The organism is Streptococcus sp. HMSC074B11, assembly GCF_001808705.1.
In the GTDB taxonomy this organism is placed as follows: domain Bacteria; phylum Bacillota; class Bacilli; order Lactobacillales; family Streptococcaceae; genus Streptococcus.
The window spans coordinates 35,655-50,841 of record NZ_KV794260.1; the positions used below are offsets into that span (position 1 = coordinate 35,655).

At 40.6% G+C, this 15,187-nt stretch carries 18 protein-coding genes and 1 pseudogene; 18 read left to right on the top strand and 1 reads right to left on the bottom strand.

What is annotated here, in order from left to right:
* From HMPREF2619_RS03310 to HMPREF2619_RS03320, 3 genes and pseudogenes are all read left to right on the top strand, one after another.
* Positions 1 to 265 (top strand): annotated as a pseudogene (locus HMPREF2619_RS03310) (N-acetylmuramoyl-L-alanine amidase family protein); the annotation flags it as partial.
* A gap of 103 nt (positions 266 to 368) precedes the next feature.
* Positions 369 to 1,328, top strand: a complete 960-nt coding sequence (locus HMPREF2619_RS03315; RefSeq protein WP_070458995.1) for an ROK family glucokinase — start codon at positions 369 to 371, stop codon at positions 1,326 to 1,328.
* Positions 1,329 to 1,429: 101 nt separating this feature from the next.
* Positions 1,430 to 2,269: a thymidylate synthase gene (locus tag HMPREF2619_RS03320; RefSeq protein WP_049526234.1), complete on the top strand. Its 840-nt coding sequence runs from the start codon at positions 1,430 to 1,432 to the stop codon at positions 2,267 to 2,269.
* Positions 2,270 to 2,385: 116 nt separating this feature from the next.
* On the opposite strand, the gene HMPREF2619_RS03325 is transcribed toward HMPREF2619_RS03320, so the two are convergent.
* Complete coding sequence (locus HMPREF2619_RS03325) at positions 2,386 to 2,556, bottom strand: DUF3042 family protein (protein WP_001051776.1); 171 nt, start codon at positions 2,554 to 2,556, stop codon at positions 2,386 to 2,388.
* A 120-nt stretch (positions 2,557 to 2,676) separates the two neighbouring features.
* Here HMPREF2619_RS03325 and miaA point away from each other — a divergent pair, with 120 nt between their 5' ends.
* From miaA to HMPREF2619_RS03400, 15 genes are all read left to right on the top strand, one after another.
* Positions 2,677 to 3,561, top strand: a complete 885-nt coding sequence (miaA, locus tag HMPREF2619_RS03330) for a tRNA (adenosine(37)-N6)-dimethylallyltransferase MiaA (RefSeq protein WP_070458997.1) — start codon at positions 2,677 to 2,679, stop codon at positions 3,559 to 3,561.
* Positions 3,554 to 4,792, top strand: coding sequence for a GTPase HflX (gene hflX, locus HMPREF2619_RS03335; RefSeq protein ID WP_070458999.1), 1,239 nt, complete (start codon positions 3,554 to 3,556; stop codon positions 4,790 to 4,792). Before miaA ends, hflX begins: the two co-directional genes overlap by 8 nt.
* A complete protein-coding gene (locus HMPREF2619_RS03340; protein WP_070459001.1) occupies positions 4,785 to 5,408 on the top strand; it encodes a cystathionine beta-lyase in 624 nt (207 codons plus the stop codon). The genes hflX and HMPREF2619_RS03340 overlap by 8 nt, the downstream gene beginning before the upstream one ends.
* 14 nt (positions 5,409 to 5,422) lie before the next feature.
* Positions 5,423 to 6,352 carry a ribonuclease Z gene (rnz, locus tag HMPREF2619_RS03345; RefSeq protein WP_070459003.1) on the top strand — a complete coding sequence of 310 codons (930 nt, stop codon included), beginning with the start codon at positions 5,423 to 5,425 and terminating at the stop codon, positions 6,350 to 6,352.
* Positions 6,353 to 6,372: 20 nt separating this feature from the next.
* Positions 6,373 to 7,128 carry an SDR family NAD(P)-dependent oxidoreductase gene (locus HMPREF2619_RS03350; protein ID WP_070459005.1) on the top strand — a complete coding sequence of 252 codons (756 nt, stop codon included), beginning with the start codon at positions 6,373 to 6,375 and terminating at the stop codon, positions 7,126 to 7,128.
* A 201-nt stretch (positions 7,129 to 7,329) separates the two neighbouring features.
* Complete coding sequence (locus HMPREF2619_RS03355; RefSeq protein WP_070459007.1) at positions 7,330 to 7,899, top strand: SMI1/KNR4 family protein; 570 nt, start codon at positions 7,330 to 7,332, stop codon at positions 7,897 to 7,899.
* A gap of 18 nt (positions 7,900 to 7,917) precedes the next feature.
* Positions 7,918 to 8,355 (top strand): hypothetical protein, encoded by a 438-nt coding sequence (locus HMPREF2619_RS03360; protein ID WP_070459009.1) that lies wholly within the window; start codon positions 7,918 to 7,920, stop codon positions 8,353 to 8,355.
* 2 nt (positions 8,356 to 8,357) lie between these two features.
* On the top strand, positions 8,358 to 9,422 hold the full coding sequence (locus HMPREF2619_RS03365; protein WP_070459011.1) for an ankyrin repeat domain-containing protein: 1,065 nt from the start codon (positions 8,358 to 8,360) through the stop codon (positions 9,420 to 9,422).
* A 44-nt stretch (positions 9,423 to 9,466) separates the two neighbouring features.
* Positions 9,467 to 10,054 (top strand): SMI1/KNR4 family protein, encoded by a 588-nt coding sequence (locus HMPREF2619_RS03370; protein ID WP_070459013.1) that lies wholly within the window; start codon positions 9,467 to 9,469, stop codon positions 10,052 to 10,054.
* Positions 10,051 to 10,800 carry a hypothetical protein gene (locus HMPREF2619_RS03375; RefSeq protein ID WP_070459015.1) on the top strand — a complete coding sequence of 250 codons (750 nt, stop codon included), beginning with the start codon at positions 10,051 to 10,053 and terminating at the stop codon, positions 10,798 to 10,800. The genes HMPREF2619_RS03370 and HMPREF2619_RS03375 overlap by 4 nt, the downstream gene beginning before the upstream one ends.
* A gap of 18 nt (positions 10,801 to 10,818) precedes the next feature.
* Entirely contained in the window at positions 10,819 to 11,775 is a 957-nt protein-coding gene (locus tag HMPREF2619_RS03380; RefSeq protein ID WP_070459017.1) for a hypothetical protein, read from the top strand.
* Positions 11,776 to 11,928: 153 nt separating this feature from the next.
* Entirely contained in the window at positions 11,929 to 12,258 is a 330-nt protein-coding gene (locus HMPREF2619_RS03385; RefSeq protein ID WP_070459019.1) for a hypothetical protein, read from the top strand.
* 6 nt (positions 12,259 to 12,264) lie between these two features.
* A complete protein-coding gene (locus tag HMPREF2619_RS03390) occupies positions 12,265 to 12,459 on the top strand; it encodes a helix-turn-helix transcriptional regulator (protein ID WP_033584559.1) in 195 nt (64 codons plus the stop codon).
* Between the two features lie 234 nt (positions 12,460 to 12,693).
* A complete protein-coding gene (locus tag HMPREF2619_RS03395; RefSeq protein ID WP_070459021.1) occupies positions 12,694 to 14,442 on the top strand; it encodes a glycoside hydrolase family 13 protein in 1,749 nt (582 codons plus the stop codon).
* A gap of 14 nt (positions 14,443 to 14,456) precedes the next feature.
* On the top strand, positions 14,457 to 15,014 hold the full coding sequence (locus HMPREF2619_RS03400; protein WP_070459023.1) for an SMI1/KNR4 family protein: 558 nt from the start codon (positions 14,457 to 14,459) through the stop codon (positions 15,012 to 15,014).
* Positions 15,015 to 15,187 lie beyond the last annotated feature (173 nt).

Consider the following 15,187-nt stretch of genomic DNA (forward strand, 5'->3'; position numbering starts at 1 on the left):
GTATTACCTCAAATCAGATGGATCTTATGCGCATAATACTTGGCAAGGTGCATATTACCTCAAGTCAAATGGGAAAATGGCTCAGAGTGAGTGGGTCTATGATTCTTCTTACCAAGCCTGGTATTACTTGAAATCAGATGGATCTTATGCACGCAATGCATGGCAAGGAAATTACTATCTCAAATCAGATGGCAAAATGGCAAAGAATGAGCGAGTGGATGGTGGACGCTATTATGTAGATGCTTCTGGTTTGTGGAAACCATAGAATAGAAAAAAATCTGGAAAGTTAATGCAAACCTTTGCACTGATTGGCAGATTTTGTTATACTAGTACTGTAAGCATTTTCAATTAAGGATAAGGAGAAGACGATGAGTCAAAAGATTATTGGGATTGACCTTGGTGGAACTTCTATCAAGTTCGCTATTTTAACGCAAGAAGGAGAAATCCAAGAAAAATGGTCTATTAAGACAAACATTTTGGATGAAGGAAGCCATATCGTAGACGATATGATTGAAACTATTCAACACCGTTTGGGCTTGCTTGGATTGGAAGCAGCTGATTTTCAAGGGATTGGGATGGGGTCACCTGGTGTAGTTGACCGTGAAAAAGGGACTGTTATCGGTGCCTACAACCTCAACTGGAAAACCCTTCAACCAATCAAAGAAAAAATGGAAAAAGCCTTGGGGATTCCATTCTTTATCGACAATGACGCCAACGTGGCAGCTCTTGGTGAGCGTTGGATGGGTGCTGGTGACAACCAACCAGATGTTGTCTTTATGACACTTGGTACAGGTGTTGGTGGCGGTATCGTAGCAGAAGGTAAATTGCTTCACGGTGTTGCAGGTGCTGCTGGTGAACTTGGACACATCACTGTTGACTTTGACCAACCAATCGCATGTACTTGCGGTAAGAAAGGCTGTCTTGAGACAGTAGCTTCAGCGACAGGGATCGTTAACTTGACTCGTCGTTACGCAGATGAATACGAAGGCGATGCAGCCTTAAAACGCTTGATTGATGACGGAGAAGAAGTAACAGCTAAAACTGTCTTTGACCTTGCGAAAGAAGGGGACGACCTTGCTTTGATCGTTTACCGTAACTTCTCACGTTACTTGGGAATTGCATGTGCCAACATCGGTTCAATCCTAAACCCATCAACAATCGTTATCGGTGGTGGTGTATCAGCTGCAGGAGAATTCCTTCTCCAAGGCGTGCAAAAGGTTTATGATGAAAATACCTTCCCACAAGTGCGCACAACAACTAAGTTGGCTCTTGCCACTCTAGGAAATGACGCTGGAGTTATCGGAGCAGCATCACTTGTATTGCAATAAATAAACATAAAAAGGAGAAAATTGCTTTCCGTAAGCGAGTGATTTTCCTCCTTTCTTTTTTTATGCTATACTAGTTAAGATAATGAATGAGGTGATAGCAAATGACAAAAGCAGATACGATTTTTAAAGAAAATATCGAGCGAATCTTGAATGAGGGTGTGTTTTCCGAGCAAGCACGTCCCAAGTATAAGGATGGAACAGTGGCTAACTCCAAGTACATCACAGGTGCTTTTGCGGAGTACGATTTGTCTAAGGGGGAATTTCCCATCACGACCTTGCGCCCCATCGCAATCAAATCAGCCATCAAGGAAGTACTTTGGATCTACCAAGACCAGACCAATAGTTTGGAAGTTCTCAATGACAAGTACAATGTTCACTACTGGAATGATTGGGAAGTAGGAGATACAGGGACAATCGGCGAACGTTATGGGGCTGTTGTTAAGAAACACGATATCATTAACAAGATTCTCAAACAGTTAGAAGCCAATCCTTGGAACCGTCGCAATATCATCTCACTTTGGGATTATCAAGCTTTTGAGGAGACAGATGGCCTCCTTCCATGCGCATTTCAGACTATGTTTGATGTTCGTCGAGTAGATGGGGAAATTTATCTGGATGCGACTTTGACCCAGCGTTCTAATGATATGCTGGTGGCTCATCATATCAATGCTATGCAGTATGTGGCTCTTCAAATGATGATTGCCAAACACTTTGGTTGGAAAGTTGGAAAGTTCTTCTACTTCATCAACAACCTCCATATCTATGACAATCAGTTTGAACAAGCTCAGGAATTGCTTCGTCGTGAGCCTTCAAATTGCCAACCACGTTTGGTCTTGAATGTACCAGACAAGACTAATTTCTTTGATATTAAAGCAGAGGATTTTGAGCTGGTTGATTATGATCCAGTCAAGCCACAGTTGAAGTTTGACTTGGCCATTTAATACTCTCTGAAACTCTCTTCAAATTAGGCTAGATTCCTAGTTTCCTATTTGGTTATTATTGAGTATAAAAGAATAGAAAAAAGAAGTTGAGAAAAAATCTCAACTTCTTTTGTTGCTTAGTGTGATACGCGACGACGCGCTGCTTTCTTACGATTTTCTTCGATGAAAGCTGCTTTTTGTTCTTCTGGTTCGATCACTTTCTTTTTAACTGCGTATACTGCACCTGCAACTGCAGCGACAGTTCCTGCAATACCTGTTACAAGACCTTTAGCGAATCCTTTAGCCATGAGTATTCCTCCTTTAACTTATAAATCAGCCAGCTACCTCAAGAGGTCGCATTTTTCTGACTGACCTTTTTGTGATATAATAATAGTAACGAAAAAATGGGAATTTTTCAAGGAAAAAAGATGAAAACAAAAATAATTGTGATTGTTGGACCGACCGCAGTTGGAAAAACAGCTCTAGCCATTGAAGTTGCTAAGCATTTTAATGGTGAAGTAGTTAGTGGAGATAGCCAACAAGTCTATCGAGGACTGGATATTGGGACAGCCAAGGCAAGTCCGGAGGAGCAGGCAAGTGTTCCTCATCACTTAATTGATGTGAGAGAAGTAACCGAGTCTTACTCGGCTTTTGATTTTGTTTCAGAAGCGAAAGCAGCTATTGAGGATATTCAAAGTCGAGGTAAGCTCGCTATTATTGCAGGTGGGACAGGACTTTATATCCAGAGTCTACTAGAGGGCTATCATCTAGGTGGAGAGACACCTCATGAGGAGATTTTAGCTTATCGTGCTAGTCTAGATCCTTTTTCAGATGAGGAGTTAGCCCATCTTGTAGAGCAAATAGGCCTTGAAATTCCCCAGTTTAATCGTCGTCGTGCCATGCGTGCCTTGGAAATTGCTCATTTTGGTCAAGACTTGGAAAATCAAGAGACCTTGTATGAACCTATGATTATTTGCTTGGATGATGAGCGTAGTCAGCTTTATGAACGGATTAACCACCGTGTGGATTTGATGTTTGAAGCTGGACTTCTAGACGAAGCCAAGTGGTTGTTTGACCATTATCCAGATGTGCAGGCTGCTAAAGGGATTGGCTACAAGGAACTCTTCCCCTATTTTCGAGGGGAGCAGAGTTTGGAGGAGGCTAGCGATAGTCTCAAGCAGGCGACTCGTCGATTTGCCAAGCGCCAGCTAACCTGGTTCCGCAATCGCATGCAGGTGACCTTTTATCAGATAGGAGAATCTGGTGTAAAAGACCGTATTTTAAACCAGATTGAGGAGTTTTTAAATGATTGAAACGGAGAAAAAAGAGGAGCGAGTCCTGCTGATTGGTGTTGAACTCCAGGGCATGGATAATTTTGACCTCTCCATGGAAGAACTGGCTAGTCTGGCTAAGACGGCTGGTGCAGTCGTAGTCGATAGTTACAGACAAAAACGTGAAAAATACGACTCCAAGACCTTCGTCGGTTCTGGTAAGTTGGAAGAAATTGCTCAAATGGTGGATGCAGAAGAAATCACAACTGTCATTGTCAACAACCGTTTGACACCACGTCAAAATGTTAACCTCGAGGAAGTGTTAGGTGTCAAGGTCATTGACCGTATGCAGTTGATTTTGGATATCTTTGCCATGCGGGCTCGAAGCCATGAAGGGAAGCTCCAAGTTCATCTAGCTCAGCTCAAATACCTCTTGCCTCGTTTGGTTGGTCAGGGGATTATGCTTAGCCGTCAGGCAGGGGGCATTGGTTCTCGTGGTCCTGGTGAAAGTCAGCTAGAACTGAATCGTCGTAGTGTTCGTAACCAAATCACAGATATCGAGCGTCAGCTCAAAGTCGTTGAGAAAAATCGGGCGACAGTTCGAGAAAAACGTTTGGAGTCAAGCACCTTTAAGATTGGTTTGATTGGCTACACCAATGCTGGAAAGTCAACTATTATGAACACCTTGACTAGCAAGACCCAGTATGAGGCAGATGAGCTCTTTGCGACTCTGGATGCGACGACTAAAAGTATTCATCTGGGGGGCAATCTTCAGGTGACTTTAACTGATACGGTTGGATTTATCCAAGACTTGCCGACAGAGTTGGTGTCAAGTTTCAAATCTACCTTGGAAGAAAGTAAGCATGTAGACCTCTTGGTTCATGTTATCGATGCCAGCAATCCTTACCATGAGGAACATGAAAAAACAGTTCTTTCCATCATGAAAGACTTGGACATGGAGGATATTCCTCGCTTGACCCTTTATAATAAAGCGGATTTGGTGGAGGATTTCACGCCTACCCAAACACCATATGCTCTGATTTCGGCAAAGTCTAAAGATAGTCGAGAACAGTTGCAGGCTTTATTGCTAGATAAGATCAAGGAAATTTTTGAACCCTTTACTTTGCGCGTGCCTTTTTCTAAGTCTTACAAGATTCATGATTTAGAAAGTGTTGCTATCCTAGAAGAACGTGACTACCAAGATGACGGTGAAGTCATCACAGGCTACATTTCTGAGAAAAATAAATGGAGATTAGAAGAATTTTATGACTGATATCAAATCATTAGCTCTCAAGTATGGTGGCTATACGAGTTTAGACAAGGTCTATCTGGACCAGCTTTTAGCTGGTAGGTCTGAAGAGGAGCAACTAGCTCTCATTACACCTCCACCCAGCGTAGTGAATGCCTACTTTGCCGAGCTCTACCAGAAAAAAAGTCCTCAAGCTGCGACAGATTATTTTGCAGAAGTCAGCCAAGAACTGAACCTCTATAATGCTGAGCCAAGTTTCGCTTTGGAAAGCAAGCCCTTTATTCGCCTTAACCTATCAGGCAAATCTTTTGGTTTTTGCTATGAGAAAGAAGGTCTGGGTAGGATTTTCTCAGAAGCTGTGGAAACAATCACAGCTGACTTGCTCTTTGAAATCGCTCAGATTTTCCCCCATCAGCTAGTCTTTGAGGAATCTGGAAAGATTTATATGAAGGCTGTCGGAGAAGAGGATGTTGTTAACGTAGATAATCTCACAGCTTTGACTGATTTGGAAAGCTTGGCTGATGGTCGCAAACGTCTCAAAGGTTATAGTCAAGAAGATTTATTACAAGAAGCTAAAGCCTTTACTGGCAAGCATTATTTCCGCTCAGAAAACCGCACTGCTATGTTATATATTGATTAATTAGAAAGTATCGAATGGATATTCAATTTTTAGGAACGGGGGCTGGTCAGCCCTCTAAAGCCCGCAACGTTTCCAGTCTCGCCCTGAAACTCTTGGACGAGATTAACGAAGTTTGGCTCTTTGACTGTGGAGAAGGAACGCAAAATCGCATTCTGGAAACCACGATTCGCCCACGAAAAATCAGCAAAATCTTTATCACCCACTTGCACGGAGACCATATCTTTGGTTTGCCAGGTTTCCTTTCTAGTCGTGCCTTTCAAGCCAATGAAGAGCAGACAGATTTAGAAATCTATGGTCCCCAAGGCATTAAGTCATTTGTCTTGACTAGTTTGCGTGTCTCTGGTTCTCGTCTGCCCTATAAGATTCATTTCCATGAATTTGACCAATATTCTCTAGGAAAAATTCTCGAAACAGATAAATTCACTGTGTATGCAGAGGAGTTGGATCACACTATTTTCTGTGTCGGCTATCGTATCATGCAAAAGGACCTAGACGGGACCTTGGATGCTGAGAAACTCAAGGCTGCTGGTGTCCCATTCGGCCCTCTTTTTGGAAAAATTAAAAACGGTCAGGATGTTGTATTAGAGGACGGCACCGAGATCAAGGCAGCAGACTACATCTCAGCTCCACGTCCAGGTAAGATTATCACTATCTTGGGTGATACTCGAAAAACGGATGCCAGTGTGCGTCTGGCTGTCAATGCGGATGTCCTTGTCCATGAATCAACTTATGGCAAGGGCGATGAAAAAATTGCTCGCAATCATGGTCACTCAACTAACATGCAGGCAGCGCAGGTCGCAGTAGAAGCCGGTGCCAAACGGCTTTTGCTCAACCACATCAGTGCTCGTTTCCTATCAAAAGATATCAGCCAGCTCAAGAAAGACGCTGCTAGTATTTTTGAAAATGTTCATGTGGTTAAAGATCTAGAAGAAGTGGAAATCTAGAAGATTGAGAAAGGAAAAGTATGTCTACGATTCTCATTACAGGTGCCAGCGGGGGTCTAGCCCAAGAAATGGTCAAACTCTTGCCTCAAGACCAACTCATTTTGCTAGGTAGAAATAAGGAAAAATTAGCTCAACTATACGGAAATCATCCACAGGCAGAATTGGTCGAGATTGATATTACCGATGAGCAAGCCTTAGAAGGATTGGTAGCTGACCTCTATCTCCGTTATGGTAAGATTGATGTTTTGATTAACAACGCTGGTTATGGGATTTTTGAGGATTTTGACAAGATTTCTAATCAAGATATTCATCAAATGTTTGAAGTCAACACCTTTGCTCTCATGAATTTATCACGTTTAGTTGCAGCACGCATGAAGGAAATGCGAAAAGGTCATATCATCAATATCGTCAGTATGGCAGGATTGATAGCGACTGCTAAGTCTAGTCTATACTCTGCGACCAAGTTTGCGGTCATTGGTTTTTCAAATGCTTTGCGCCTTGAACTCATGCCCTATGGCGTCTATGTGACAACGGTTAATCCAGGCCCGATCCGTACAGGATTTTTTGACCAAGCAGACCCAGACGGTAGCTATCTCAAGTCGGTTGACCGTTTTCTATTGGAACCAGATGCTGTCGCGCAAAAGATTGTTAAGACCATAGGTAAAAACAAACGCGAGCTCAATCTCCCAATCTTGCTCAATCTAGCCCATAAGTTTTATACCCTCTTTCCCAAGCTAGCAGATAAGTTGGCTGGAGAAACCTTTAATTATAAGTGAGAAAGCTGTTCCCTTGAGGAATGGCTTTTTGCTTTAATTAGGAGAAGTTGTTGATCAAAAAAATCCCTGAAAATACTGGTAGTTTATCCCTGTTAGATAGCTTTGAGGTATAATAGAGATAAGAAAGTTCATCAGAAAAAAGAAGACCTAAACTAGCTAATTTGCTCTAGAAAATGGACTATTTATAGTCGGAGGTTGATAATGGAATTATTGACAATTGACCAAATCATTTCCATTATTGAGGAAGCAACACAAGGGATGGACCCTGAGATAAGAGAAGGGATTGTCCTGAACCAAACGGAACTGCCTGTGTCTGAACTGGATCGTTTGAAAAAACAACTGCAAATACAAGATTTGGATCCGATTTTTAGGAAATATATCCTGGCCTATAACTGGGGGCAGGTCGGTTTTTTAAGTTACCAGTTTGGATATGGGGACGACACTAGTCTTACTTGGCTAATCAATCGCAATTTGGAACACCACGATTACTCGACTCTACAAGAAAGAAGTTTGATCATCATTGCAAATGGAGATCCCTACACTATTTTGCTGGATTGTCAATCTGGGGCGGTCTATGCTCTTGATGCAGAGATGAACTATGATGAAAAAATATGGCTGACACCAGATTTTCTAGCATTTGTTAGAGCCATGGGAACGGCCCAATCTGCAGTTTGGAAGGGTTGTGAAAGTGACTTCCTCCACTTGATGACTAGAAAAGGCCATGAGTCCAGTTTGATATTTTGGCAGAGTCTGGTCGGGTTTTATGATTGAAAATAGAAGGAGCAGGTCATGGAATTTATAGTAGCTGAGGAGGGGATTCCTCAAAATATCGGATGTCAGGGAGCCCTGATTGCCTATTATGGCAGTGAGATAGAATTTCATTATGAAACCGTGCCACCACACGGTGATGAGATTTTTTCTGCCAAGTTGCCTTTGTTGGGACTTGATCTGCCCTTTTGGATCTATGGGAGAAATCTCATATTTTTAGATGCTTACTACCTCTTAGCAGAAACAGTTAAGAAAGGGACTTGGGATCACATAACGAGTATGCTCATCAACATTCATACGGGGGAATACGCCAGCCTAGACCACTGGTACAATCATATATCTATTGAGCAAAACGGTCTTGAGTTGAAAAATGATTATGATGGACAAGTCCTGACTTTGAAAACTGTTGACAATCTTCAATGGCTTGCCCTAGATGCTGAATCAGAAGAAAGGTACTAAAAATGGCAAAGAAAAGAGTTACATTACCAAAAGAGTTTAAGGATTTAATGGATGAAGGAAATATTGAAGCCCTTAAAGCAGTCTATGATCGTTGTGAATTAAGCGCTCATGATGGAAGATTTAGCTTATGTACACCTCTGCATATGGGAGGAGTCCCGGATGAATTGGTTATCTGGCTGGTGGAAAAGGGCTTGGATATCAATATCCCTGATTATTATGGAGCGACTCCTTTGTACCGTCAGGCAACCATGGGAAGAGATACTGTAAAACTCTTGCTCGAATTGGGGGCAGACATTGGAAAACCTAATACCTATGGTGAGACCCCCCTACATGTAGCAGCTGAGTTTTTCCATCCTAAGACTGTCAAACTTTTGATTGATAAGGGAGCAGATGTCAATGCTAAAGATGATATGGGAAGAACCCCACTAGCTTCAGTCTTGATGGTTTGTCGGGGAATCTATATTGCCCAAACAGCTGAAATTGCCTCTATGCTGCTGGATGCTGGTGCTAAGAAAACGTCTCAGATGAAGGAAAAAGTTGAACAAATCGGTAAGGATTTTGAATTTCATCGAGAAAGTATCCACCCAGACTACATCGAGGGAGCAGATAAAGGCTTAGCGAAGCTCTATGAGCTCTTTGATGTAAAGCCTGTAGAAAAACGCCTAACTCACGATGGAGTTTCACCGATTTTTGTAAAAGAAGGTAGTTGGGAGGAGCAATATGAGGAACTATGGTCTTTCTTGATTCCTTCAAGTGGAGCAGCCAAAACTGTTCAGGGAGAAGTTATTCGTATCCCAGGTCGAGTTCGAGATGAACTGGATCGCAATGGTGGGGCCAACTGGGACAGGGACTATAGAAAAATGCTTCAGGCTCTCCCTCAATACTTGTCTCTGGGAAATCCCCTTTCAGACCAAGAATTGGAAGAGACTAAAGAGCTTATTGCTCAGGTTCATGGGAAAGATTTTGATGACGAGCCTCGCCTAGACCGCCTGTGTCAGCTAGCTATTGCTTGGATTAAGCAAAATCCTGAACCCCTTCTCCTAGAAAAAACAAGTTATAAGCGGTAAAAGGAATTTGAAGCTAGTTAAAATAAAGAACTCATGGTGAAATGATGCAACTAATTGACCAAGTTAAAAAAATAGAAACTTATATTTGTGAGTGTTTTGAAGACTGGGATTTGGATGATCCTGTAGAGGAAGGATATCTGGAAGATTATCAGGGCATTTCTGGTGCTTCCGAAGAAGAGCTTCAAGCCTTTGAGGAAATATTTGGCATTCGTCTACCTAGTGACTTCAAAGAGCTTTATAGCTATAAAAATGGGAGTAAGTACTTCTCTATTTTACCTTGTGTGATTGACCAGAGAGAGCTGCCTTTTTCTCTCATGAGTCTGCAGGAAATTGAGACTTGTAAAAAGTACTTTCAAAATAGAGATGCTCTATTGACGGATTTTCCAGATTATTTTTCTAATCAAGATCTGGAAAACATGCGTGATAGTAGAATAAAGCCCTATCTTTTTAATAAAAAATGGCTTCCTTTTGCTCAGTATTGTGACTCTTGTTATCTTATGCTGGATTTTGATCCAGACCGAGAGGGGCAGGAAGAGCAGATTATATGCTACATTCATGATCCTGATGAAATTATCTATGTAGCAGAAAGTCTTACGGAGTTGATTGAAGGGATAGTGGATGAGATCATATGAATGGACAAATGTATCAGATAGCCTGTATCGTGGCAGCAGCTAGGGAGGCTTTAAAAAGTGGTAAAGAAATATGCTATAAGCCTGAAAAATATACAAATAAGTTGAGCTTTCAAATTTTGCTGTCAGAAAATGGGGAAGCTACAGAACTTTCAGTATCTGACTGGTTTGAAAACCTCAAGAAAAAAGGTCTAAAGGACTTACAATTATTTTGCCCAATCTCAGTAAATGACAGAGGTATTTTAGGTTTCTCCAATACGACACAGAGTTCAATTCTCTGTTTTTATAAAGATGGGAAGGCAAGTTATTTCCTACCAAATTGGGAAGCTGCTTCCTCAGGTAGGGACTGGGATGTTACCTACACTGAGTATGAATGGGAAAGGTCTTCTCAAGACATTCCCCACTATGAAAATAATATCGAAGAATTTAAGGACATATTGTCTCGTATAGAAGATTTAGCAAGTAAAATTGAATGTGACAACTTTGCCAAAGTCTTTCACTCTGCTAGAAACTTTTTGCTAGACCCAGAATCTGGTAAAGGACTGGCAGAACCTCAAATTCCACCGCAACATTTAAGCATATTTAGAACTGCAAGTGCAGCGGATGTTTTTGGAGGAATGGGCTCCTGGAATGATGAACCTGGATGGCTAGCACAAGATAAGGGACTGGGTCAAGTATACGATGAACTTTCAGATCAATTGCTAAGAAATATTAGATCAGCCATTCTATTTGCCATCAACGAGTGGTGATGGATTAGGAGAGAGAAAATGGGGAAGTTAAAGTTAAGTCTATTGAATAAATGGGAACTAGACAAGGACTACAATAGTGTTTTCAATTCTGTCATGTTACATGATGGTAGAGCCTTTGTCTTGACCAGTGAGAAGGAAACTTTTGATCGCTACTGTCTGCTTGAAGTATCACCTTTGGGTGTGAAGGAGATAGATGCTTGGTATTGTGACCATGTTTGGGAGGAAGAGCCTCTAGTCTTTACAGATGGACAAAATATTGGCATCATCAAGGCTGGCAAGGAAATAGTCTATTATACTGGTGATTTTTCTAATCCAGAAATCATTGCCATAAAGGATCCGCAAAGTATACTTCCTAAAAAGGCACAAGAGAGATATTTTCAAATCGTATCAGATAGCGACCAGATCCCCGTGTGTTTTGAAAATCAGATTTATACAAATCAGGCAAGAAACTTTGCCCTTTTAGAGTTTGATAGGGAGAAAAAGCAGGCGAAGTGGACCACTTATTCGCATATTGATAAAAAAGAGTTAAACCACCACGACACGAACTCAAGTGTTTGTCCTAAAATCGATAGTATGAAATGGTGGCAACAAGAGCTCTATGCCTTTACCTCTGGAGAAAGTCAAACCTCTGTCAATAAATGGGGCATGGATTATTTTGCTCTTGTTAAAATCTCTAGTGATGGTCGTATTATCGAAAAGTTATTAGAGTCTGAACATTTAAAGAATTCAGGCAAAAAAGCTGGTATCAATGGAATTTTTACGGATTCGCCTTATCTGATCCTGAGCCCCCTATTTAAGAATGATGATTGGAAGGGCAAGCAAAAGCTATTTTCTCTAGCAACGAGAGAATTGTGCGATATAGCCTTGCCTAGAGGAATGAGTAAACACAAAGTTCAAAATATGACTGACAACTTTTGTTTAACCTTCCTTTACGACAGAGGATTAAAAGAACTTGCCCTTTGTCAGATTGACTAGGCTGTAAATTGGAGTTAGGAATATTCTTAGAATAGATGAAGAAAATAAAAAAATTAAAAATGTTAAAACATCTTGACATTTCATCGATTTAGAGTATAATAAAAAATGTAAAGAGCTCTTAACATTGTTTTGACAGATTGGAGGAACAGGACTATGAGAAAAATGGATGAAATGGACAGAGCGATTCAGCTACGTTCTGAGGAATGGGGTTATAAAACGGCTCTATTTGGCTTATGTGGATGGACAGTATTTAATATTTATCAATCTATTACAAAAGGCATTGAACTTGAAATGTTACCATGTCTGATTTTATGTTTATCTATTTCTGTTCAAGGATTTACACAAATTGCCATAAAACAGAAAATGGTTGATGGTGATGAAGATTTTAAAGAACCTAATAAACTTGTTCAAGGAGTAATTTTGATGGTTCTTATCCTTATCGTAGTTTTGGCAATTGGCATTTATTGTTTTCAGAAAGACTAATGCTGTATGAAAAATAATATCAAACAGCTAAGAAAGTCTGAAGGACTACGTCAGGAAGATATGGCAAAAATATTAGGCGTTAGTCGACAAACCATTATTGCTATCGAGAATGACAAGTACAATCCTACACTTGAACTAGCAATGAAAATTGCAAGGTTGCTACAACTACATGTTGAAGAAATTTTCATTTTAGAAGATTAAAGATATCAGATAGCATTTATTCTAATCATCTGATTCGTAATGATGGAGAGTTTTCCGGTTCATGGAAACTCTCTTTTAAAGCTCATAAAGAGTCTACTCAATTTTACCCTTGTCCATCTATATATCTATCGTAAAACTGGTATAAAAATTGCAAATCGAATCTTAAAATAGTATACTAGAACTAGCAATTATGAAAACGTTTGCGTTTTTTGTTGATTATTTAGGAGACAAGACATGGAATTAACAGCCATTTATCATAGACCAGAATCAGAGTATGCTTATCTGTATAAAGAAGATCAGCTACATATCCGAATCAGAACCAAGAAAAATGACATTCAGCAGGTCATCCTGCACTATGGGGATCCTTTTATTTTCATTGAGGATAAGTATGAAGCCAAGAAAGAAATGACCAAAGTAACCTCAGATGCCCTATTTGACTATTGGCAGGTTACGGTATCGGTTGATTTTGCACGGATTCAGTATCTCTTTGAGCTCCTTGATGAGGAAAGTCAGGGTGTTTTTTACGGTGATAAGGGGTGTGTAGAACATACTCAAGAAAACTTGGATTCGGAAGGAAATGGCTTTAAGCTTCCTTATATTCACGAAATTGACGGTTGCCAAGTTCCTGACTGGGTTTCAAATACCGTTTGGTATCAGATTTTCCCAGAACGATTTGCTAATGGAAATCCTAATCTAACTCCAGATGGAGCTCGAGAGTGGGATGCTGAGCTTGCGCCTAACAGGGATGACTTTTTTGGTGGAGATATACAAGGAATTATCGACCATTTAGACTATCTTAAAGATTTGGGAATCACTGGACTTTACCTATGTCCGATTTTTGAAGCTACAACCAATCATAAGTACGATACGACGGATTATTTTGAAATCGACCGTCACTTTGGGGATAAGGAAGTCTTTGCTACTCTAGTCGAGGAAGCCCACAAACGTGGTATCAAGATTATGCTAGATGCAGTATTTAATCATATTGGCAATCAGTCAGTCCAATGGCAGGATGTTCTAAAAAATGGAGAAAACTCAGTTTATAAAGATTGGTTCCATATACAAGAATTCCCAGTTACTGAGGATAAACTTAAGAATCCAAGACAACTCCCTTATCATACTTTTGCCTTTGCTAGCTATATGCCTAAGTTAAATACGGCCAATCCTGAGGTTAAAGCTTATCTTTTAAGTGTTGCGACCTACTGGATTGAGAATTTTGATATCGATGCTTGGCGTTTGGACGTTGCTAATGAAATTGACCACCAGTTCTGGAGAGATTTCAGAAAGGCAGTTCTAGCTAAAAAGCCTGATTTGTATATTTTAGGTGAAATCTGGCATACGTCTCAGCCTTGGCTAAAAGGAGATGAGTTCCATGCTGTCATGAACTACCCGCTCTCTGAAAGTATCAAGGATTATTTCCTGCGTCAGCATAAAAAGGCAGAGCAGTTCATTTCAGAAATCAATAGCCAGTCTATGTACTACAAGCAACAAATCTCAGAAGTGATGTTTAACCTTCTGGATTCTCACGATACAGAGCGTATCCTCACAACTGCCAAAGGCAATGTGCAACATGTCAAGGCTGCCCTAACTTTCCTCTATCTTCAAAAAGGGACCCCTTGTATCTATTACGGAACAGAGCTTGCCCTAATTGGTGGACCAGATCCCGACTGCCGTCGTGTCATGCCTTGGGACCGTGTGTCTGAAGACAATGACATGCTGATTTTCATGAAGAAATTAATCAAGGTTCGTAAGGAAGTTGCAAGCATTATTCATCATGGAAATTATCGCTTGGAAGAAGTGAAACCAGATGTTCTTGCCTTGAGCTGGAACTACCAAGGAAAAGAAGTTCAGGCAATCTTTAATCAGTCTTCTGAGAAATATACTTTAGACAGAGATTCAGTTGATTTAGCGAGTCATTGCCATCTTAAATATGGACAAGAGGTTATCTTACCAGATGGATTTGTAGTTATTATTTCTGAGTAAAAAGGATTAAAATAATGGCACTCAATGAAGTTTATGAGTATTTTCGTCACTATGATAAGGAAACTTATCAGGTTGTCGCCTGCATGGGCAATGAACCATCGGAAGTAGATGTCCAGGATTTTGAAAATCAATACGGCATTCGTCTGCCAGAAGATTTCAGGAAATTCACCATGTCATCTCTGGGAGGCCTCTTTATGGAAGTCAGAGAAGAGCTATGGCCAAGAGCCAAGGCTTACGATGTAGCACCATTTTGGACCTTCTGTCGAGGTATTAAGGTCTTGGGAATTGCAAATGGCATCCCAGACTTCTTAGACATTCGTCTTAAAACCAAGGAATTACACGCTCTAGGCTTTGTGGATTATATTCCATTTCTGTCTATCGTCGGGGATGGAGATGTGATTTTTTGCTTTGATAAGGACAATCATATAGTAGCTCTAGACTGGTATAATAGTGGCGAAACTGAAGAGCTTGAATGTGATTTTTCAGGACTTTTACTCCAGCAAATTGATGAGCTAGAAGAACGTAAAAATGAGATGGTCAAGCTTTTGGAAAAGGGGAAATCTAGTCAATAATCTATAAGGAAATATCAGTTTGATAGTCCGTAAAAGAGGTTGGGACAAAAGATCCCGACCTCACTTTTTATTAGCAATCAAACTTTGACGCGGTAGCTGATTGAACTTTTTATTTGTCTTTTAGACTCCAAAAATCTCCTAAACATCCTCGCGGGGCTGGGACTACGAAATCG

Bases quoted from the DNA above. Each gene is read 5' to 3' on its own strand.
- HMPREF2619_RS03385 (WP_070459019.1), top strand. From the start codon at position 11,929: ATGAGAAAAATGGATGAAATGGACAGAGCGATTCAGCTACGTTCTGAG.
- HMPREF2619_RS03375 (WP_070459015.1), top strand. From the start codon at position 10,051: ATGAATGGACAAATGTATCAGATAGCCTGTATCGTGGCAGCAGCTAGG.
- hflX (WP_070458999.1), top strand. From the start codon at position 3,554: ATGATTGAAACGGAGAAAAAAGAGGAGCGAGTCCTGCTGATTGGTGTT.
- HMPREF2619_RS03365 (WP_070459011.1), top strand. From the start codon at position 8,358: ATGGCAAAGAAAAGAGTTACATTACCAAAAGAGTTTAAGGATTTAATG.
- HMPREF2619_RS03370 (WP_070459013.1), top strand. From the start codon at position 9,467: ATGCAACTAATTGACCAAGTTAAAAAAATAGAAACTTATATTTGTGAG.
- HMPREF2619_RS03390 (WP_033584559.1), top strand. From the start codon at position 12,265: ATGAAAAATAATATCAAACAGCTAAGAAAGTCTGAAGGACTACGTCAG.
- HMPREF2619_RS03340 (WP_070459001.1), top strand. From the start codon at position 4,785: ATGACTGATATCAAATCATTAGCTCTCAAGTATGGTGGCTATACGAGT.
- HMPREF2619_RS03350 (WP_070459005.1), top strand. From the start codon at position 6,373: ATGTCTACGATTCTCATTACAGGTGCCAGCGGGGGTCTAGCCCAAGAA.
- rnz (WP_070459003.1), top strand. From the start codon at position 5,423: ATGGATATTCAATTTTTAGGAACGGGGGCTGGTCAGCCCTCTAAAGCC.
- HMPREF2619_RS03325 (WP_001051776.1), bottom strand. From the start codon at position 2,556: ATGGCTAAAGGATTCGCTAAAGGTCTTGTAACAGGTATTGCAGGAACT.
- miaA (WP_070458997.1), top strand. From the start codon at position 2,677: ATGAAAACAAAAATAATTGTGATTGTTGGACCGACCGCAGTTGGAAAA.
- HMPREF2619_RS03315 (WP_070458995.1), top strand. From the start codon at position 369: ATGAGTCAAAAGATTATTGGGATTGACCTTGGTGGAACTTCTATCAAG.
- HMPREF2619_RS03380 (WP_070459017.1), top strand. From the start codon at position 10,819: ATGGGGAAGTTAAAGTTAAGTCTATTGAATAAATGGGAACTAGACAAG.
- HMPREF2619_RS03360 (WP_070459009.1), top strand. From the start codon at position 7,918: ATGGAATTTATAGTAGCTGAGGAGGGGATTCCTCAAAATATCGGATGT.
- HMPREF2619_RS03320 (WP_049526234.1), top strand. From the start codon at position 1,430: ATGACAAAAGCAGATACGATTTTTAAAGAAAATATCGAGCGAATCTTG.
- HMPREF2619_RS03355 (WP_070459007.1), top strand. From the start codon at position 7,330: ATGGAATTATTGACAATTGACCAAATCATTTCCATTATTGAGGAAGCA.
- HMPREF2619_RS03400 (WP_070459023.1), top strand. From the start codon at position 14,457: ATGGCACTCAATGAAGTTTATGAGTATTTTCGTCACTATGATAAGGAA.
- HMPREF2619_RS03395 (WP_070459021.1), top strand. From the start codon at position 12,694: ATGGAATTAACAGCCATTTATCATAGACCAGAATCAGAGTATGCTTAT.